General features: G+C 66.5%; 17 protein-coding genes and 1 tRNA gene. 5 read left to right on the plus strand and 13 right to left on the minus strand.

Annotated features, from left to right (window positions below; translation table 11 throughout):
* Positions 1 to 50 precede the first annotated feature (50 nt).
* Positions 51 to 1,466: a bifunctional lysylphosphatidylglycerol flippase/synthetase MprF gene (locus AWC07_RS04390; RefSeq protein ID WP_036414371.1), complete on the plus strand. Its 1,416-nt coding sequence runs from the start codon at positions 51 to 53 to the stop codon at positions 1,464 to 1,466.
* Here the strand turns inward: AWC07_RS04390 and cydC are convergent.
* From cydC to AWC07_RS04430, 8 genes are all read right to left on the minus strand, one after another.
* The gene (cydC, locus tag AWC07_RS04395) at positions 1,455 to 3,107 is read right to left on the minus strand and encodes a thiol reductant ABC exporter subunit CydC (protein WP_036410956.1); all 1,653 of its coding nucleotides are present in this window, start codon (positions 3,105 to 3,107) and stop codon (positions 1,455 to 1,457) included. The two genes, AWC07_RS04390 and cydC, sit on opposite strands and share 12 nt — an antisense overlap.
* Entirely contained in the window at positions 3,094 to 4,707 is a 1,614-nt protein-coding gene (gene cydD, locus AWC07_RS04400) for a thiol reductant ABC exporter subunit CydD (protein ID WP_084293395.1), read from the minus strand. The genes cydC and cydD overlap by 14 nt, the downstream gene beginning before the upstream one ends.
* Before the next feature lie 62 nt (positions 4,708 to 4,769).
* Positions 4,770 to 5,810, minus strand: coding sequence for a cytochrome d ubiquinol oxidase subunit II (cydB, locus tag AWC07_RS04405; protein ID WP_036410960.1), 1,041 nt, complete (start codon positions 5,808 to 5,810; stop codon positions 4,770 to 4,772).
* Between the two features lie 58 nt (positions 5,811 to 5,868).
* The gene (locus AWC07_RS04410; RefSeq protein WP_036410962.1) at positions 5,869 to 7,326 is read right to left on the minus strand and encodes a cytochrome ubiquinol oxidase subunit I; all 1,458 of its coding nucleotides are present in this window, start codon (positions 7,324 to 7,326) and stop codon (positions 5,869 to 5,871) included.
* A 103-nt stretch (positions 7,327 to 7,429) separates the two neighbouring features.
* A complete protein-coding gene (locus AWC07_RS04415; protein WP_139829526.1) occupies positions 7,430 to 8,020 on the minus strand; it encodes an HdeD family acid-resistance protein in 591 nt (196 codons plus the stop codon).
* A 379-nt stretch (positions 8,021 to 8,399) separates the two neighbouring features.
* Positions 8,400 to 9,728 (minus strand): adenylate/guanylate cyclase domain-containing protein, encoded by a 1,329-nt coding sequence (locus AWC07_RS04420; RefSeq protein WP_036410966.1) that lies wholly within the window; start codon positions 9,726 to 9,728, stop codon positions 8,400 to 8,402.
* Positions 9,729 to 9,778: 50 nt separating this feature from the next.
* Positions 9,779 to 10,285, minus strand: coding sequence for a DUF488 domain-containing protein (locus AWC07_RS04425; protein ID WP_085104970.1), 507 nt, complete (start codon positions 10,283 to 10,285; stop codon positions 9,779 to 9,781).
* Positions 10,286 to 10,292: 7 nt separating this feature from the next.
* Positions 10,293 to 10,369 (minus strand) — tRNA-Leu (locus tag AWC07_RS04430).
* Positions 10,370 to 10,494: 125 nt separating this feature from the next.
* Between AWC07_RS04430 and AWC07_RS04435 the strand changes: the two genes are divergently transcribed.
* Positions 10,495 to 11,109, plus strand: coding sequence for an ANTAR domain-containing response regulator (locus AWC07_RS04435; protein WP_036415317.1), 615 nt, complete (start codon positions 10,495 to 10,497; stop codon positions 11,107 to 11,109).
* 91 nt (positions 11,110 to 11,200) lie between these two features.
* Here AWC07_RS04435 and AWC07_RS04440 read toward each other — a convergent pair whose 3' ends face one another.
* The gene (locus tag AWC07_RS04440) at positions 11,201 to 12,403 is read right to left on the minus strand and encodes a lipid-transfer protein (protein ID WP_036415309.1); all 1,203 of its coding nucleotides are present in this window, start codon (positions 12,401 to 12,403) and stop codon (positions 11,201 to 11,203) included.
* Positions 12,400 to 12,843 (minus strand): Zn-ribbon domain-containing OB-fold protein, encoded by a 444-nt coding sequence (locus AWC07_RS04445; protein WP_036415307.1) that lies wholly within the window; start codon positions 12,841 to 12,843, stop codon positions 12,400 to 12,402. The genes AWC07_RS04440 and AWC07_RS04445 overlap by 4 nt, the downstream gene beginning before the upstream one ends.
* A gap of 132 nt (positions 12,844 to 12,975) precedes the next feature.
* Between AWC07_RS04445 and polA the strand changes: the two genes are divergently transcribed.
* The 3 genes from polA to coaE all read left to right on the plus strand — a co-directional run bounded on the left by polA (position 12,976) and on the right by coaE (position 18,534).
* Positions 12,976 to 15,648 (plus strand): DNA polymerase I, encoded by a 2,673-nt coding sequence (polA, locus tag AWC07_RS04450; RefSeq protein WP_139829536.1) that lies wholly within the window; start codon positions 12,976 to 12,978, stop codon positions 15,646 to 15,648.
* Positions 15,649 to 15,858: 210 nt separating this feature from the next.
* Complete coding sequence (gene rpsA / locus AWC07_RS04455) at positions 15,859 to 17,304, plus strand: 30S ribosomal protein S1 (RefSeq protein WP_036415302.1); 1,446 nt, start codon at positions 15,859 to 15,861, stop codon at positions 17,302 to 17,304.
* Positions 17,305 to 17,310: 6 nt separating this feature from the next.
* Positions 17,311 to 18,534, plus strand: coding sequence for a dephospho-CoA kinase (coaE, locus tag AWC07_RS04460; RefSeq protein ID WP_036415300.1), 1,224 nt, complete (start codon positions 17,311 to 17,313; stop codon positions 18,532 to 18,534).
* A 9-nt stretch (positions 18,535 to 18,543) separates the two neighbouring features.
* Here the strand turns inward: coaE and AWC07_RS04465 are convergent, their stop codons facing one another.
* The 3 genes from AWC07_RS04465 to AWC07_RS04475 all read right to left on the minus strand — a co-directional run bounded on the left by AWC07_RS04465 (position 18,544) and on the right by AWC07_RS04475 (position 19,804).
* A complete protein-coding gene (locus AWC07_RS04465; protein WP_036415297.1) occupies positions 18,544 to 18,963 on the minus strand; it encodes a hypothetical protein in 420 nt (139 codons plus the stop codon).
* Between the two features lie 61 nt (positions 18,964 to 19,024).
* Positions 19,025 to 19,315: a hypothetical protein gene (locus AWC07_RS28400; protein ID WP_036415294.1), complete on the minus strand. Its 291-nt coding sequence runs from the start codon at positions 19,313 to 19,315 to the stop codon at positions 19,025 to 19,027.
* A gap of 48 nt (positions 19,316 to 19,363) precedes the next feature.
* Positions 19,364 to 19,804, minus strand: coding sequence for a ribonuclease FAU-1 family protein (locus tag AWC07_RS04475; RefSeq protein WP_036415314.1), 441 nt, complete (start codon positions 19,802 to 19,804; stop codon positions 19,364 to 19,366).
* Between the last annotated feature and the right edge of the window lie 120 nt (positions 19,805 to 19,924).

Consider the following 19,924-nt stretch of genomic DNA (forward strand, 5'->3'; position numbering starts at 1 on the left):
GTAGCGGGTACCCGTCCGGCAGCTGAGAGGCAGGTCAGCGGGAGGTGAGTGTGAACGAACCGTCGGTCGATGTCGCGCCGAGGGTCCGTGCCCGCGAACGCGTCGTCGTGCACGTCGATACATTCAGGGCTCGCCTTGTCGGCGCCCTTGCGGTGTTCTGCGCGGCGTGCTGGCTCATTGCGCTGCTCGCGCATAACTACCGGCACGAGGATTGGCAGGCGGCCGGGCGGCTGAGTTGGTCGCTGACGATCCTGGCGGCGGTGGCGTTGATAGCCCGGGGTATCTTCCTCGGGCGTCCGGTCACGGCCATGCATGCGGCTGCGGCCGCGCTATTCCTGGTCGCGGGGCTGGGCCTGCATGTGCTGTCCTTCGACCTGGCCGGTGAGATGCTGATCGCCGGATCGGGGTTGGTGTTGATGTGGCCGACGTCGTCGCATCCACGACCTGGTGACTTGCCCCGGGTGTGGGCATTGATCAACGCCACCAGCGAGGATCCGTTGGCACCGTTCGCCATGCAGGCGGGCAAGTGCTACCACTTCAGCGCGGTCGGCACCGCGGCGCTGGCATACCGGACGCGGCTGGGCTTTGCGGTGGTCGCCGGGGACCCGATTGGTGACGAATCGCAGTTTCCCGAGCTGATTGCCGACTTCGTCGCCACCTGTCATGCCCGCGGCTGGCGGATTGCGGTGCTGGCCTGCAGTGAGCGACGGCTGAGCCTGTGGACCGACCCCGACGTGCCGGGACGGTCGCTGCGGGCGGTACCGATCGGGCGGGACGTCGTCATCGATGTCCCCAACTTCGCGATGGTGGGCCGCAAGTTCCGCAACCTGCGTCAGGCCGTCAAACGGACCCATAACGCCGGCATCACCACCGAGATCGTGGCGGAGCAGGAACTCGACGACAAGCAGCGCGCAGAGCTGACCGAGATGCTGCTGGCGTCACCCAAGGGGGCCCACACCGATCGCGGCTTCTGCATGAACCTCGACGGCGTGCTGGAAGGCAAATACCCAGGCGTTCAGCTGATCATCGCCAGGGACGCTTCGGGGCGGGTGCAGGGCTTCGACCGATTCACGACCGCGGGTGGCGGCAGTGATTTCTCCCTCGATGTGCCGTGGCGGCGCCGTGGCGCTCCGAACGGGATCGACGAGCGGCTCAGCGTCGACATGATCACCGCCGCCAAAGAGGCTGGCGCGCAGCGGCTGTCGCTAGCCTTCGCGGCGTTTCCGGAGATCTTCGACGCGGCACACCGGAGCCGGCCGCAACGCGTGTTCTATCTGCTGATCCATCTGCTTGACCCGTTCATCTCCCTGGAGTCCTTGTACCGGTACCTGGGTAAATTTCACGCATTGGACGAACGGCGCTATGCGCTGGTCTCGCTGACCCAGATTGTTCCGCTGCTGATAGTGCTGCTGTCCCTGGAGTTCATGCCGCGACGCCGAGGACTACCCGAAGGGTCACGCCGGTGAGCCGACGCGCAGTCGGGCGCACGGGATGTCGTCGGGCAGGTGGTGGGTAGCCACCACAACCGTCCTGTCGCCCAGAATCGGGCCGGGACCGGGCACCAGCAAATCGCGCAACACGGCCTCGGCGTCGGTCGCGTCAAGGTGTTCGGTTGGCTCGTCCAGCAGCACAATTCGGGCGGGGGAGAGCACCGCCCGCGCGAGCAGCAGCCGTCGGCGCTGTCCTGCTGAAAGTCCTTGCGCACCACCGAGCAACACGGTCGACAAGCCCTCGGGCAGGCCGGCCAGCCAGCCGCCGAGACCCACCTTCGCCAAGGCGGCCGTCAATTCGTCATCGCCGCAATCGCCGCGGACAACCAGCAAGTTATCTCGTACGGTAGTGGCGAAGACATGCGCGTCTTCGGCGAAAAAGGTGACGGCTCTTCGCAGTTCGATTTCACCGAAGCCGCTCACGTCGGTTCCGTCCACGAGCACCCGGCCACGTAGCGGCGGCAGCAGCCCCGCGAGCGTCATCAGCAGCGTCGTCTTGCCGGAGCCGCTGGGGCCGGTGACGGCAAGCCGGGCGCCCGGTGGCAGGTCGAGCACCGCCTGGCACGACCGCACCGCCGAGTGACCGCACCAGACGTCGGCGGACAGCCGGCCGGTGATCGCGGGCCCCGCCGGTGTTGGCGCGAGCAGGTCCGGGCGATTGACCTCGGGCGGGGCCAGGTCGAGCAGCCGCCGTGCGGCGATGCGTGACCGGGTCAGCTGGACCGCGGCCGCCGGTAGTGCGGTCGTCGCCTCGAAGGCCGACAACGGCAACAACATCAACACGGCCAGCGTCGTCGGCGCGGCCGTGGGAGCCATGCCGATCCCGGCCACCGCCGCACCCAACACGCTGATCCCGATCGCCGCGGTTGGTATCGCCTCGGCGATCGCCGCCGGCCTGGCCGCGGCGTCGAGAGCCTTACCCCAAGCACGTTGTTGCCGTTGGGATTCGGCAATAACGTCGGTGAGGACTCCGGCCACCCGAAGCTCGGGTGCATGCTCGAATGCGACCATGGCCGAGGTGTCGCGTTCGCCATGATGCCGGCGGGCCAGAGCTTCGTGTCGCACGGCGGCTCTGCCGGCAAGCCAGGGCGCGACAACCCCGGCCACCAGCAGGCAGATCGCCAGGACCGCTGCGGCCGGCGCCGAGATGATCGCGACGGCCGTGGTCGCGGCCAGCGCCAGTAATGCGGCGACGCCGATCGGTACCACCGCACGGACCAGCATGTCGGCCAAGGTGTCGACGTCGGCACCGACTCGGGCCACCACCTCGCCGCTGTGCAGCCGGACCGCCGCCGCCGGCGGCCCCACGGCCAGCCGGTGGTAGATCCGGGCGCGGGCGGCGCCGGCCGCGCGCAGCGCGGTGTCGTGGGTGGCAAGTCGCCCGCAATAGTGCAGAATCCCGCGCGAAATCGCGAACGTCCGCACGGCGACGACCGCGACGGACAAGTCCAGCACGGGCGGCATCTGCCAGGCGCGGGTGATCAACCACGCCGAAACGCCGGCCAAGGCCAGGCCGCTGCCCAACGACAACGCCGCCAGAACAATCGCGGCCACGACGCGCCCCAGTCGCGGACGCAGCAGCTCATAGCCGGCCGGCAGCGGATCAGACCGGGACATAACCGACCTCGCTGGCAGCGGTGACCTCGACGACCCGGTCGCCGATGGCCACGACAGGGGCCCGGTGGCCGACGACCACCACCGTCGCACCCTGGCAGGCCCGTTCGACGACGGCCCGCAACACCCGGCTCTCGGTGGCCGCGTCCAGGTGCGCGGTCGGTTCGTCGAGCAGCAGCACCGGGGCGGTTGATCCGAGGGCACGGGTCAGCCCGAGGCGCTGCCGCTGCCCAAGCGACAAGCCGACGCCGCCGCGGCCGAGCACGGTGTCCAATCCGTCCGGCAGCTCCGCCAGCACGGTGTCGAATCCTGCTGCCGCGCAAGCACTGTCAAGGTTGTCCAGATCACCGAGCAGGACCAGGTTGTCGCGGACCGTTCCCGGAACCAGCACCGGGCGTTGAGGCAGCCAGGACAGCTGGCACCACCAGTCGGCGGGGTCCAATTCGCGGACGTCGATTCCGGCGACGGTGACCTGTCCCGACGAGGGCACGGTGAGGCCGGCGATCGCCTGCAGGGCGGTGCTCTTGCCCGCGCCGTTTCGCCCGGTCAGCACCGTCACCCGGCCGGGTTCGAGCACCGCGGTCAGGTGATCCGGTGAGCGGCCGTCTCTGCTTGCGACGCTGAGCTTTTCGATGCGGATCACGCATCCGCGGGCCGCCACCGTGCGGGTGCCCGCCGTCGTGGACGCCGGTTCGCCGATGAGGGCGAAAGCCTGGGCGGCCGCGGCTCTGCCGTCTTGGGCGGCATGGAATTCCACACCGATGCGCCGCAGCGGCCAGTACACGTCGGGCGCCAGCAGCAGTACCGTCAACCCGGTGGCCAGGCTCATCTGACCGAACACCAAGCGAAGACCGATGCTGACGGCGACCAGGGCCACACCCAGCGTGGCCAGCAATTCGAGCACCAACGCCGAGAGGAAGGCGACCCGCAGCGTGGCCATCGCCGAACGGCGGTGCGCGGCAGCGAGTTCTGCGATGCGCTGCTCCGGTCCCACCGCGCGGCCCAGCGCCCGCAGCGTGGGGATGCCGGCGATCAAGTCCAACAGCCGGGCCTGCAGCGTGCCCATCGCGGCCAGCGCGGCTGCCGACCGGTCGGCCGTCGCCATCCCGATCAACACCATGAAGATCGGAATCAGGGGCAGCGTGATCACCACGATCGCCGTCGATTTCGCGTCATAAGCCGCAATGACCGCGACGGTAGCCGGTGTCAGAAGCGCCGCGAGCAGCAAGGTGGGCAGGTACCCGGTGAAGTAGGGACGCAAACCGTCCAGTCCGCGAGTGACCAGCACCGCGGCGGCATCACGCTGGGCCGCAAGCTGCCTGGGTTGGCGGCCGGTTACCGCCGTCAGCACCTGGCCGCTGAGATCCGCGATCACCGCGCTGGCTCCCCGCTGCCCCAGACGTGCCTGCAGCCAGTGCGTCAGGGCGCGAATTGTCCACAGCGCCAACAATATTGCCAGCGGCCCCAGCCAGCAGTCCAGGTGTCGCTTCGAGGGATCGGTCACGATCCGCGCGACGATGCTCGCCAGGACTACCGCCGAGCCGATCGCACAGCCGGATATCGCCACTCCACACGCCACCGCGGCGATCAGGTAGCGGCGCAGGGCCGCCGATGCCCGCCACAGCCGCGGATCCAGCGGCGCCCGGGCGGACCTGTCCGTCGCGCTCAGGACGGGCGCCTCGCCAGACCGATGGACGCAGGTATCCGCTCAGCCGAAATGCGTTGCCGGAAAACCCAATACGTCCAGGCCTGGTACGCGACCGTGAGCGGCGCGAAGATGGCCGTCACCCAGGTCATGATCTTCAGGGTGTACGGCGTCGATGAGGCGTTGTAGATCGTGACGTTCCACCGCTCGTTCAGCGTCGACGGCACCAGGTTCGGGTACAGCACGCCGAACAACAAGACCACCACGGCCGCGACGACCACAAGCGTGCTCAGGAACGCAAACCCGTCGGATGCGCGCCGCCATACCAGCAGTACGGCCGCCACCTGGGCGACCACCGCCACGCCCAGCGCCGCCCAGGTCCATTGCTTGCCATACGCCAGCTGGGTCCAAACTCCGAACCCCCCAACCAGCACAGTCGCCGCAAGAGCGAGCCACAGCGCGATCCGGTAGGCGCTGTCGCGGATCGGCCCGGCGGTTTTCAAGGCGATGAACACCGCACCGTACTGCAGGAACAACCCGGCAGTGGCGAGGCCCCCCAACAGTGTGTAGGCGTTGAGCACGTCGCCGATGGCCAGATGCACGTGAGCATCGCCATCGACCGGGAGTCCGCGCACCAGGATGGCGAATGCGACGCCCCACAGCACAGCGGGCAGCCAAGACCCCGCGGCGATACCGAAATCGGCCCAGGCCCGCCATTTGGTGTCATCGACCTTCCCGCGCCATTCGATGGCCACCGCGCGCAGGATCATGCCGAACAAGATTGCCAGCAGCGGTAAATACAACGCCGAGAAGACGGTCGCGTACCAGCCGGGAAATGCGGCGAACATTCCCGCGCCGGCGGTGAGCAGCCAGACCTCGTTACCGTCCCAGACCGGGCCGATTGTGTTCAGTACGGCTCGCCTTTGGAGTTCAGGCTCGCCCGGGGCCACCCGAGCCAGCGGCTCCATCAGCATGCCAACACCGAAGTCGAATCCCTCGAGAACCAGGAAACCGAGGAACAGCACACCGATGACAGCGAACCACACTTGTTGGAGTCCCACCGGTCATCTCCCTTCTGGGTCAGTGGCTCTCAGTAAGCATCGGTTGGCATCGGTAAATTCAGTAAGCGAACGACAGCGGTGCCACCTCGTCGCTGCCGGGCGCCAGCGGCGCCGCCGGCTCCGCGTCGTGCTCCTGCGGACCTTCGACGACATAGCGCTTCAACAGCCAGAACCAGATGACCGCGAGCACGGCGTAGACGAGCGTAAACGTCACCAATGAGGTGACCACCACGCCGAATGGGTGGTTCGAGACAGCGGTTCCCACTGTGAGTCGAACCTGCTGGTCACCGGTCGGGTTGGGTGCCACGATCCAGGGCTGACGGCCCATCTCGGTGAATACCCACCCGAACATGTTGGCCAGGAACGGCGCGGGAATCGTGAACAGCGCAAACCAGGCGAACCACCGGCGACCCGGGATCCGTCCGCCGCGGGTCAGCCACAGGGCCAGCAATGCGAACAGCACCGGAATCGCGAGGAAGCCGATCATCGCGCGAAATGACCAGTAGGTGACAAACAGATTGGGCCGGTAATCATTCGGGCCGAATCGCTGGTTGTAGTCCTGCTGCAGATCGCGGACACCCTGCAATGTGACACCGGTGGTGTGGCCCTGGGCAAGGTACGGCAACACGTAGGGCACCTCGAGGACCCGGGTGAGGCTGTCGCAATTGTTCTGCCGGCCGACCGTCAGGATGGAAAAGTCCGGATCGGTCTGGGTGTCGCACAACGATTCCGCGGACGCCATTTTCATCGGTTGCTGCGCAAACATCAGCTTGCCCTGGTGGTCACCGGTGAAAAACAGCCCGACGGTGGCGACCAGCGCAACCCAACAGCCCAGGATGGTCGCTGGGCGATACATGGCGCGGGTACCCGGCCCGACGGGGGCGGTGTTCGAGCGAACCAGCCACCATGCGCTGACGGCGGCGACGAAGGTTCCCGCGGTCAGCAACGAGCCCATAATGGTGTGTGAAAATGCCGCTATCGCAGTGTTATTGGTGAGCAACGCGGTAATGCTGTTCAACTCCGCGCGTTTGGTCGCCGGGTTGTAGTGCGCCCCGACCGGATGCTGCATGAACGAGTTCGCCGAGATGATGAAGAACGCGGAGACGTTGACCGCGATCGCGACGATCCAGATGCAGGCCAGGTGGACCAGCCGGGGCAGCCTGCTCCAACCGAAGATCCATAAGCCGAGGAACGTCGATTCGAAGAAGAAGGCCATCAGGCCCTCCATCGCCAGCGGCGCGCCGAAGATGTCGCCGACGAATCGCGAATACTCGCTCCAGTTCATCCCGAATTGAAATTCCTGCACGATCCCGGTGGCTACACCGATGGCGAAGTTGATCAGGAACAGCTTGCCGAAGAACTTGGTCAGCCGATACCAGGCCGTGTTACCGGTGACCACCCACACCGTCTGCATGACGGCCAGCAGGGGCGCCAGGCCGATGGTGAGCGGCACGAATATGAAGTGGTAGACGGTGGTGATACCGAACTGCCAGCGCGAAATGTCGACGACATTCATCTGTCATCTCCGGAGGTTGCGGGCCGTTACCTGTGGGCTACGACAAAGTGTAGTAGGACGATCGGCGCTGACGCTACGGGCAATTCGAGTGCTCGTCGCAGGGTTACAGGCCAAGGCGTTTGGCGGCCTTACGGATGCCGAACGCCGAGACGATCTCGCAGGCGCCGATGATGACCAGCCACACGCCCACGACGATGGCCAACGTGATGATCGACTCGAACGGCGCGGCAATCACGACGACACCGGCGATCAGGCTGACAACGCCGACGAAGATCTGCCACCCGCGTCCCGGCAGAGTCGGGTCGTTGATCGCGGACACGGTTGTGGCGACGCCGCGGAAGATGAACCCGATGCCGATCCAAATGGCCAGCAATAGGACTGCATTGCCGAAATGACGGAACGCCAGCACGGCCAGGATCAGCGAGGCCGCGCCGCTGATGAACAGCAGGATTCGGCTGCCGGCCGAAACGTGCAGGCTGAACGCGAAGAAAACCTGAGCGATGCCGGTCACGAGGAGGTAGACACCGAATGTGACGGCGGCCACCAGGACCGATATTCCTGGCCAGACCAGGATCAGGACGCCGAGGATCAGCGCCAGCAGTCCCGATAACAGCGTTGACTTCCACAGATGCGGCAACAAGCGGGGGACGGGGCCCGAGACGGGTGCGGTTTGCATGGCACCAGTGTGACGCATGTGACGGGTTTTGGCATAGTGGTGAACCGCCCCCGTAGTTGGCGAAACCGGCCAGTTCGAAGCGTTTCGCGGTCTCCCGCGACGCATCGCACGGCACTGGGGTGCTGTCAATCAGGCCTAGATCGTCGGCTATTGCTTCGGCCGTCCCGCGCGCCGCCGGTCGGGGTGCACCACGTGGTCAGTTCGCTCAGGAGGGCATCGAGGTCTGTATTCACAACTGCCCATCGGTGCCCTCCAGCCGCATCCTTCACAAGCCGACACGCCGAGAGTGCAACCACGGCGGCACCGCCCGGCGTGTCGCCGCCGCCAGTGCACGCTCGGCGCAGCCGGTGCACACTCGGTGAGCAGTTGGGAAGTACCGATCCAGTGCGTTGAGTTTTCAGACGCTGGCCGCGCTTGGCTCCTCGGTAAGTAGGTCGTCGGGCTGCTCCGCCGGCCTGCGGCCGATCAGGTACCAGGTGCGCATGACGCCTTTGCCCTTGACGTTGATGTGCCCGCGCTCCTGCAGCACGAAGTCGCTCTTCAGGCGTTCGTAGACTTCATCCGGCACTTGGATCTTGCCCACCGAGTCGGTGGACTCCATCCGCGACGCGACATTGACCGCGTCGCCCCATACGTCGTAGAAAAAGCGGCGCGAACCCACCACGCCGGCGACCACGGGACCGGTGGCCAGGCCCACCCGCAGCGGTACCGGGCCGCCTTGTGGGTCCGTCAATCCGGCTGCGACGCCGACCATGTCGAGTGCAAAGTCGGCGAGTGCCTGCACATGGTCGGGCCGCGGCCGTGGCACGCCGCTGACAACCATGTAGCAGTCGCCACTCACCTTGATTTTTTCCAGGCCGTGCTTGTCCACCAATGCGTCGAAAGCGCTGTACAACCGGTCCAGGAATCGGACGAGGTCGGCCGGCGCTGCGCTGCTGGCCCGCTCGGTGAAGCCGACGATGTCGGCGAAAAGCACCGACGCCTCGTCGTATTTGTCGGCGATGACGTCTCGCTCGGGATGCTTGAGCCGTTCGGCGATGCTGGCCGGCAACATGTTGGCCAGCAGGGCCTCGGAGCGATCGTATTGGGCTTCCATGATCGCTTCGGCGCGGGCGGTGTCCCGCAGGGCAAACCAGACGGACACGACCACCACCACGCAGGCCGAGACCGTGGTGACGACGAAGCCCGCCGACTGGGCCCAGGCGGGCTCGATTCCGGTGTTGCGGGGGACCAGGAATTCCACCGCAATGATCAACGCCGTGGCAAGGGCCGCCAGTCCGCTGGCCAGCACGATGTGTTCAATGCCCAGCACCAGCACCACCAGGCAGGCGCCCACGAGAAAGAAAAACTGGGCGCCGGACCCGGTGCCAATGATCCAGCAACTGGCGAAGACCGCAACATACGCGGCTCCGATGAACGTCAGCGGTGCTACCAATTCCCCGAAGCGGTGCAGCATCGGGACGATCGCGAAGACCACGGCCGCGGCGATGTTGATCCAACTCAGCGGCCAGACCCAGCCATTGGTCAGTACTTGCACGAGCACGAAGCTCGCGCTGACCATTACGGCCAGCCAGGCCGCGATACTGAGCAGCCGGGCGCGGCGCGCCGCACTGCGGGCGTAGTGCTGGTCGAACTCGCGGGTTTGCTCGCGCACCACCGTGACGCAGTCGTGGCGGGATGAGCCCTCGGATAGTTTCCGTGGGGTACCGCGTTTCTTAGCCACCACGATCAAAAGCGTAGCCGTTGAGCTCGATATTGTCGGCCACCTGCCAAGACTCAGGACCCGTTGGCGATGTCATGGGTAAGCCATTCCGACAGGCGATGTTGCGACAGCGCGCCGTTGGGCATGATGTGCTGCACCCGGCGTCCGTCGCGGACGGCCAGGTCGGCGATCATGCGCCGGTGACAGCGCCACCACGTCGGTTCCCCGCACATCACCGCCACGTCGCAGGTGTCGGCATCCTGTAGCAGCCGCTGGTATGCCGCGCGAAATCCGGGTGTACGGGTGTGCGCAGCGTAATTCGCGAAGGCCGGGTTTTCCCACCACAGGTCACGCGGTACCGGGCTCGCGGGCGGTTTGCGGCGGCCACCGAGATCAGGGTCGTGCCGGTAGCCGATCCCGGCGGCGCCCAGCCAGTCGGGCATCACTTGTTTGGAGACGTCGGGGTTGCGGCGCGAGCCGGGGAAACTGCGGACGTCGACCAGCAGCTTGATGTCGTGCTGGTGCAGCGCGTCGGTGAGTTGCCCGGCCGTCTGGGCGCCGTGGCCAATGGTGTACAGCATGATCCCGTGGTGCCCTCGGTGGGATTCGAACCCACACTGGACGGGTTTTGAGTCCGTTTCCTCTGCCAGTTGGGATACGAGGGCTGAGGTTGTTTCGCTTCGGCTTTCCACCTCAGAGCAGCCTCCAACCATAGCGGATTCATGCCGTCATCCCGACTCGCCGCCCCCCAAGGTTTCCCACCTCAGCCGCTCACGCCACAATGTCCGTCATGACCGGCCCCACCAACGACGCCGATGCCGCAACGCCACACCGTGTCCTGATCGCGGAAGACGAAGCGCTCATCCGAATGGACCTCGCCGAAATGCTGCGAGAGGAGGGGTACGACATCGTCGGGGAAGCGGGCGACGGTCAGGAAGCCGTCGAACTGGCCGAGCGGCACAAGCCCGATCTGGTGATCATGGACGTGAAGATGCCGCGCCGCGACGGGATCGACGCGGCGTCGGAGATCGCCAGTAAGCGCATCGCGCCGATCGTGGTGCTCACCGCGTTCAGCCAGCGCGACCTCGTGGAACGCGCCCGCGACGCCGGGGCCATGGCCTATCTGGTGAAGCCCTTCACCGCCAGCGACCTGATCCCGGCCATTGAATTGGCCGTCAGCCGGTTCAGCGAGATCACCGCGCTGGAACAAGAAGTGGCGGCGCTGTCCGACCGTCTGGAAACGCGCAAGCTCGTCGAACGCGCCAAAGGCCTGCTGCAGGCCAAGCAGGGCATGACCGAGCCGGAGGCGTTCAAGTGGATCCAGCGCGCCGCCATGGATCGGCGGACCACCATGAAGCGGGTGGCCGAAGTCGTCCTGGAGACCCTGGACACATCTGGCAAGTAGCCGCCTTGCGCTCAACAGCCGTGCGGCGAGCAGACACAGAATCGCACGGATCCGCGCGGCGGAGTGCGATTCTGTGTCTGCTCCGCAGCGTCTAACGCGCCACGATCACCGACGAGCCGTGACCGAACAGGCCCTGGTTCGCGGTGATACCCACCTTCGCGTTGTCCACCTGCCGGCCGGTCGCCTGGCCGCGCAGCTGCCAGGTCAGCTCGCACACCTGGGCGATCGCCTGCGCGGGGATGGCTTCGCCGAAGCACGCCAGTCCGCCCGAGGGGTTGACCGGGATCCTGCCGCCGATGGTGGTCGCACCACTGCGCAGCAGTGACTCGGCTTCGCCTTTGGCGCACAGCCCCAGGTGCTCGTACCAGTCGAGTTCCAGCGCGGTAGACAGGTCGTAGACCTCGGCCAGGCTCAAGTCCTCGGGCCCGATGCCGGCCTCCGCGTAGGCCGCGTCCAGGATCTGATCCTTGAACACCCGGTCGGGTGCCGGTACCGCCGCAGTGGAATCCGTTGCGATATCCGGCAATTCGGGCAAATGCTGGGGGTACCGCGGGGTGACCGTGCTGACCGCGCGCACCGACGGCACCCCGTTGAGGGAGCCGAGATGCTCGCGGGCGAACTTCGCGCTGGCCACAATCAGCGCCGCCGCGCCGTCCGACGTGGCGCAAATGTCCAGCAGCCGCAACGGGTCGGCCACCACCTGGCTGGCGAGCACGTCGTCCACGGACACCTCCTTGCGGAACCGGGCATTCGGGTTGTGCAGGCCATGACGGGAGTTCTTGACCTTCACCTGGGCGAAGTCCTCGAGTGTGGCGCCGCAGAGGTCCATCCGCCGCCGCGCCAAGAGCGCGAAGTACACCGGGTTGGTGGCCCCGATGAGGTGGAACCGCTGCCAGTCGGGATCGTTCTTGCGTTCGCCGCCCACCGGGGCGAAAAAGCCTTTCGGGGTGGTGTCGGCGCCGATCACCAGCGCCACATCGCAGAAACCGGCCAGGATCTGGGCCCGCGCGCTCTGCAGCGCCTGCGAACCGCTGGCGCACGCGGCGTAGCTGGAGCTGACCGGCACGCCGTTCCAGCCCAGCTTCTGGGCGAAGGTCGCACCGGCGACGAAGCCCGGATACCCGTTGCGGATGGTGTCGGCACCGGCCACCAATTGGATCTGACGCCACTCCAACCCGGCGTCGCGCAGCGCGGCCCGTGCGGCGACCACCCCGTACTCGGTGAAGTCGTTACCCCACTTGCCCCACGGGTGCATCCCGGCGCCCAGGATGTAGAGCGGTTCGGGCAGGCTCATGCTGCGACCCTCCACGCGTAGACGATGCGTTGCACACCGTCGTCGTCGGTGAACAGCGCCATGGTGGTCAGCTCCATCTCCATGCCCACTTTCAAGTCGGCCGCCAGCGTGCCTTCGACCACCTTGCCCAGCACGATCAGCCCCTCGTCGGCCAGCTCCACCGCGGCGACGGCGAACGGCTCGAAAGGGTCCGGCGAGGGATAGGGAGGCGGTGGGGCATAACGGTTTTCGGTGTAGCTCCAGAGCCTTCCGCGCGTCGAGAGCGCCACGGACTCCAGTGTGTCGCTTTCGCATGACGGGTTGGGGCAGTTGTTCTCGCGGGGCGGAAAGACATAGGTACCGCACTGCGGGCACTTGCCGCCGATCAAATGGGCTTTGCCGGTGTCGTCGGTGGAAAACCACCCGTCGATGGCTGGTGCTTGGCTGGTGACCTCGGGCACCGGCCCAGACTACCGAGCAGACGCACAAAACTGAAACGTGTTGCAGTTCCGGCGCCGCATACCGCGTCGGACCAGGTGCATAGAGTGTGATCCGTGAGCACCGCCAGTGAGGATCAGGCCAAGCCGACGTTGATGTTGCTGGATGGCAACTCACTGGCATTTCGGGCGTTCTACGCACTGCCCGCGGAGAACTTCAAGACCCGCGGCGGGCTGACCACCAACGCGGTCTACGGCTTCACCGCCATGCTGATCAACCTGCTGCGCGACGAAGCCCCGACGCACATCGCCGCGGCGTTTGACGTCTCCCGCCAGACCTTCCGCTCCGAGCGTTACCCCGAGTACAAGGCCAACCGGTCATCGACTCCGGACGAATTTCACGGCCAGATCGACATCACCAAGGAAGTTCTGGGCGCGCTGGGCATAACTGTCCTCGCCGAACCGGGATTCGAGGCCGACGACATCATCGCGACGCTGGCCACTCAGGCCGAGAAGGAGGGGTATCGGGTGCTGGTCGTCACCGGCGACCGCGACTCGCTACAACTGGTCAGCGACGACGTGACGGTGCTCTACCCGCGCAAAGGCGTCAGCGAACTGACTCGCTTCACCCCCGAGGCCGTCGTCGAAAAATACGGGCTCACCCCGGCGCAGTACCCGGACTTCGCCGCGCTGCGCGGCGACCCCAGCGACAACCTGCCCGGCATTCCCGGGGTGGGGGAGAAGACCGCGACCAAGTGGATCGCCGAATACGGCTCGCTGCAGGGGCTGGTCGACAACGTCGACTCGGTGCGCGGCAAGGTCGGCGACGCGCTGCGCGCCAACCTGGCCAGCGTGGTGCGCAACCGCGAACTCACCGACCTGGTCCGCGACGTGCCGCTGGCCCAAACCCCGGACACGCTACGGCTGCAGCCCTGGGACCGCGACCACATCCACCGGCTCTTCGACGACTTGGAATTTCGGGTGCTGCGCGACCGGCTGTTCGACACCCTGGCCGCTGCTGGGGGGCGGGTACCCGAGGTCGAGGAGGGGTTCGACGTTCGCGGTGGTGCGCTCGAGCCGGGCACGGTCGCGCAGTGGCTGACCGAGCACGCCAGCGATGGACGTCGCTCCGGCCTGACGGTGGTGGGCACTCATCTGCCGTACGGCGGGGACGCAACCGCGCTGGCGATCGCCGCCGCCGACGGGGATGGCGGCTACGTCGACACTTCCACCGTGACTCCCGACGACGACGCCGCGCTGGCGGCCTGGCTGGCCGACCCCGCCAAACCCAAGGCGCTGCATGAAGCCAAGATGGCCATTCACGACCTCGCCGGCCGCGGCTGGACGCTGGACGGCGTCACCTCCGACACCGCGCTGGCGGCCTACCTGGTGCGGCCGGGACAGCGCAGCTTCACCCTCGACGACCTTTCGCTGCGTTACCTGCGTCGTGAGCTGCGGGCGGAAACCCCTGAGCAGCAACAGCTTTCACTGCTCGACGACATCGAGGGAGTGGACGACCAGGCGGTCCAGACGGCTATTCTGCGCGCCCGGGCCGTGGTGGACCTGGCCGAAGCCCTGGACGCCGAACTGGCCCGCATCGACTCCACCGCCTTGCTGGCCGAGATGGAGCTGCCGGTGCAGCGGGTGCTGGCCGAGATGGAGCGCGCCGGGATCGCCGTCGACATGCCCATGCTGGCCGAACTGCGAAGCCAATTCGCCGACCAGATCCGCGATGCCGCCGAGGCCGCATACGCCGTCATCGGCAAGCAGATCAACCTCGGCTCACCCAAGCAGCTGCAGGTGGTGCTGTTCGACGAACTCGGCATGCCGAAGACCAAGCGGACCAAGACGGGCTACACCACCGACGCGGACGCGCTGCAGGGTCTTTTTGAGAAGACCGGGCACCCTTTTCTGCAGCATCTGCTGGCGCACCGCGACGTCACCCGCCTGAAGGTGACCGTCGACGGGCTGCTGAGCGCGGTGGCCTCCGACGGCCGGATTCACACCACGTTCAACCAGACGATCGCGGCCACCGGCCGGCTTTCGTCTACCGAGCCGAACCTGCAGAACATTCCGATCCGCACCGACGCCGGACGCCAGATCCGCGACGCTTTCGTGGTGGGCGCCGGCTACAGCGAACTGATGACCGCCGACTACAGCCAGATCGAGATGCGGATCATGGCGCATCTGTCCCGGGACGAAGGCCTCATCGAAGCCTTCAATACCGGGGAGGATCTGCACTCATTCGTGGCGTCCCGGGCGTTCGGCGTGCCCATCGACGAAGTGACCGCCGACCTGCGCCGCCGGGTCAAGGCGATGTCGTACGGGCTGGCCTACGGGTTGAGCGCCTATGGGCTGTCCACCCAGCTGAAGATCTCCACCGAGGAGGCGAAGGTCCAGATGGACCAGTACTTCGCCCGGTTCGGCGGGGTCCGCGACTACCTGCACGCCGTCGTCGAGCAGGCCCGCAAGGACGGCTACACCTCGACCGTTCTGGGCCGCCGGCGCTATCTGCCCGAGCTGGACAGCAGCAATCGCCAGGTGCGTGAGGCCGCCGAGCGGGCGGCGCTCAACGCGCCGATCCAGGGCAGCGCGGCCGACATCATCAAGGTGGCGATGATCGAGGTGGACAAGGCGCTCACCGAGGCCGGCCTGGCGTCGCGCATGTTGCTTCAGGTGCACGACGAATTGCTGTTCGAAATCGCGCCGGGCGAACGCGAGCAGGTCGAGGCGCTGGTGCGCGAGAAGATGGGCGGCGCCTACCCGCTGGATGTTCCGTTGGACGTGTCGGTGGGCTTCGGGCGCAGCTGGGATGCCGCGGCTCACTGAGAGGCAATCGAGCGCCGAGTGTAACGTGGCGGCGGAAAATCGCGCTGAAGTTCGCCGTGGCGTTACACACGCGACGGATGGTGCGGTTTGTCCAGCATGTACACCGTCGAGTAGCCTCGACAGATGCCCGTCGGTGCTCGATGGCGGGTCATACCAACAATTCAACGTCCCAGTCCCTACGACCGACCCTGTCCGGAGCAACCCAACAATATGCCGAGTCCCGCCGTCACCTCGCCGCAAGTAGCCGTAAACGACATTGGCTCTTCCGAGGACTTCCTCGCAGCAATAGACAAAACGATCAAGTACTTCAACGATGGCGACATCGTGGAAGGCACCATCGTCAAAGTGGACCGGGACGAGGTGCTCCTCGACATCGGCTACAAAACCGAAGGGGTCATCCCCGCCCGCGAACTGTCCATCAAGCACGATGTCGACCCAAACGAGGTCGTTTCCGTCGGCGACAAGGTCGAGGCCCTGGTGCTCACCAAGGAGGACAAAGAGGGCCGGCTGATCCTGTCCAAGAAGCGCGCCCAGTACGAGCGCGCCTGGGGCACCATCGAGGCGCTCAAGGAGAAGGACGAGGCCGTCAAGGGCACCGTCATCGAGGTCGTCAAGGGCGGCCTGATCCTCGACATCGGGCTGCGCGGCTTCCTGCCGGCGTCGCTGGTCGAGATGCGCCGGGTCCGCGACCTGCAGCCGTACATCGGCAAGGAGATCGAAGCCAAGATCATCGAGCTGGACAAGAACCGCAACAACGTGGTCCTGTCGCGGCGGGCCTGGCTGGAGCAGACTCAGTCCGAGGTGCGCAGCGAGTTCCTCAACAACCTGCAGAAGGGCACCATCCGCAAGGGCGTGGTCTCCTCGATCGTCAACTTCGGCGCCTTCGTCGACCTCGGCGGTGTGGACGGTCTGGTGCACGTCTCCGAGCTGTCCTGGAAGCACATCGACCACCCGTCCGAGGTGGTTCAGGTGGGCGACGAGGTCACCGTCGAGGTGCTCGACGTGGATATGGATCGCGAGCGGGTTTCGTTGTCGCTCAAGGCAACTCAGGAAGACCCGTGGCGCCACTTCGCGCGTACCCACGCGATCGGGCAGATCGTGCCGGGCAAGGTCACCAAGCTGGTGCCGTTCGGCGCGTTCGTTCGCGTCGAGGAGGGCATCGAAGGGCTGGTGCACATTTCGGAGCTGGCCGAGCGCCACGTCGAGGTGCCCGACCAGGTGGTTGCCGTCGGCGACGACGCGATGGTCAAGGTCATCGACATCGACCTGGAGCGTCGCCGGATTTCGTTGTCACTCAAGCAGGCCAACGAGGACTACACCGAGGAGTTCGACCCGGCGAAGTACGGGATGGCCGACAGCTACGACGAGCAGGGCAACTACATCTTCCCCGAGGGCTTCGATCCCGACACCAACGAATGGATGGAAGGATTCGACGCGCAGCGCACCGAATGGGAAGCGCGCTACGCCGAGGCCGAGCGGCGGCACAAGATGCATACCGCGCAGATGGAGAAGTTCGCCGCGGCCGAGGCGGCCGGCCACGGTGGTGGCGAGCAGCCCTCGGGCAGCCCGGCATCGACCGAGAAGGCCGCGGGCGGGTCACTGGCCAGCGACGCCCAGCTGGCCGCGCTGCGGGAAAAACTCGCCGGCAACGCTTAGTCGCCGATGCTGCGCATCGGACTCACCGGCGGCATCGGCGCCGGCAAGTCGGTGCTGTCCACCACGTTCGCGCAGTGCGGTGGAATCATCGTCGACGGGGATGTACTGGCCCGCGAGGTAGTCGAGCCGGGCACCGAGGGACTTGCGGCACTGGTCGACGCCTTCGGCGACGACATTCTGCTGCCTAGCGGGGCGCTGGATCGACCGGCGTTGGCCGCCAAGGCGTTTCGCGATGACGAGGCGCGGACGAAACTCAACGGGATCGTTCATCCGCTGGTGGCCCGCCGCCGCGCCGAGATCATCGCGGCGGTGGCGCAGGATGCGGTGGTCGTCGAAGACATTCCGCTGCTGGTCGAATCGGGGATGGCGCCGCTGTTCCCGCTGGTGGTGATCGTGCACGCCGACGCCGAACACCGGGTGGCACGGCTGGTCGAGCAACGCGGGATGTCCGAAGCGGACGCCCGCGCCCGGATCGCCGCGCAGGCCACCGACGAGCAGCGCCGTGAAGTCGCCGATGTCTGGCTGGACAACTCGGGCAGCGTGGACGCTTTGGTCGAGCGGGCCCGCGACGTCTGGTACAACCGGATACTGCCGTTCGCCCACAACCTCAGCGAGCGTCGGATCGTCCGCCCCCCGGCACGGCTGGTGCCGGCCGATCCGAGTTGGCCGGACCAGGCCCGCCGCATCGTCAACCGGCTCAGGATGGCCGCCGGCCACCGGGCGCTGCGAGTGGACCACATCGGGTCCACCGCCGTGCCGGACTACTGCGCCAAGGACGTCATCGACATCCAGATCACCGTCGAATCACTGGCAGCGGCCGACGAACTCACCGAGTCGTTACTGTCCGCCGGTTATCCGCGTCTGGAGCACATCACCCGGGACGTCGCCAAAGCCGATGCGCGCAGCACCGTGGACCACTTCGACCACACTTCGGATGCTACGTTGTGGCACAAGCGCTTTCACGCTTCCGCAGATCCGGGGCGGCCGACGAACGTACATATCCGGGTGGACGGTTGGCCCAATCAGCAGTTCGCGCTGTTATTCGTGGACTGGCTACGGGCCAACCCCGGTGTGCGGGCCGACTACCTGTCGCTCAAGCGGGCCGCCGAGCAGAGCGCGGCATCAGGGGCCGGCGACATCGCGCACTACGTGACGGCCAAAGAGCCGTGGTTTCTCGACGCTTACCGGCGGGCGTGGGACTGGGCCGATTCCGTCGGCTGGCGCCCGTAACGCCGCGGGTCAGGTGCCGGGCAGCGGGGCGCCGCACTGCAGTACCCCGCTCAGGGGATCACTGTTGCCCGGCTTCGGCCTGACGAACTGGTCGACTTGGGTGGCGACGTTGTCGTCGACGTCGATTTCGCAGTGGACATTCGCCGAGTAGGGCCAGTGCAGCGACACCTGCATCCCTGCCTGCTGCGGATCGGCCAGTACCTCGTTGGCCTCGAACACGTTGCCGGGCATCGGGCTCAGCGGGGCGGTGGATGTCTGGCCGTCGTTGAGCACGAAGGTGGCCTGACTACCGGGTGCGACACCGTCGATCCTGGCGATGTAGGTGACGTTGTGGAGGTCGGCCAGCGCGGTCGCGGGGTCTAGTTGTGAGCCGACCGCGACGGCCGTCACGGCGGCGATCGTAGACCATTTCTGCGTGGTGGAACTCATATCGATGACGATACGCCCGGTGTGCGGGTCACCCAGCGGATCGCACGTTTGGCGAAATCCGTCACGACGAGTTGTCCAACTTGGCGCCGGATAGCACCGATTCGGGTTGGCTCAGCCCGAGTTTGGGCCGTGCGCCGGCGTCGCCGTGCGGAACGGCGTCGTTGCGTTTGGTCAGGAGCCAGGTCTCGTCCTCGCCCTCGCGGATCCGGGTGAGCGCGTAGCCGCGCCACAGTGTCCGGCCGTGCAGGTGGAACCGAAGATGGCCGCGCTGGCGGTACCGTCCTCCTGGTACGCCGCGGCGCACGGTGATGGCGCCGGGTAGCCCTATGCGCCGGTATCCGGTCAGTTGCATACGACACGGATACCCGCGATGGCCGCAATGACCCGCAGCGGCCGGCGATCAACCCGAGCGCCAGGTGAGGGCCATGCCGTAGGCGGCCAACCAGCGCACCAGGTCGTAGTCATGGCGGGCTAGGCCGTCGACGGCGGTCACCGCCCGCTGCAGTGCCTGCTCAGCGACCTCGGCGGGCAACAATCCGTGGCGGACCGCATCCAGCAGTTCATCCACGTCGGCCAATCTGGCTCCGCGTCCGGTGCGGACCTCGATGTCGAGGTAGTGATCTTCAGAACGCCACACTGCGGCGCCGGGCGTGTATTCACCCACGTCGAGGTAGTGGTCGTAGTCGCGTTCGTGGCCAGGGTTGAAGTGAAAGACGGTGGCGCGCAACCCGAATGACGGCAGCAGCCAGGATTCGAGGTAATGGAACTGGGCACGGCCCGGGGTGGGCCGGGCCAGATAGAGCCCCCATGGATGCACGGCGTACTCATCGACGGCCCGCACAATGCCTTTGGGATCGGTATTGGTGCGGGCCACCAGGTCGAACGTCTCATGCTTGGGTGGGTGGATGAGGCCACCCTACCGGCCGGGGCCGTCCGTTATCGGCGCAAGCGGGATGTTCCA

Source organism: Mycobacterium gastri, assembly GCF_002102175.1.
Classification (GTDB): Bacteria; Actinomycetota; Actinomycetes; order Mycobacteriales; family Mycobacteriaceae; genus Mycobacterium; species Mycobacterium gastri.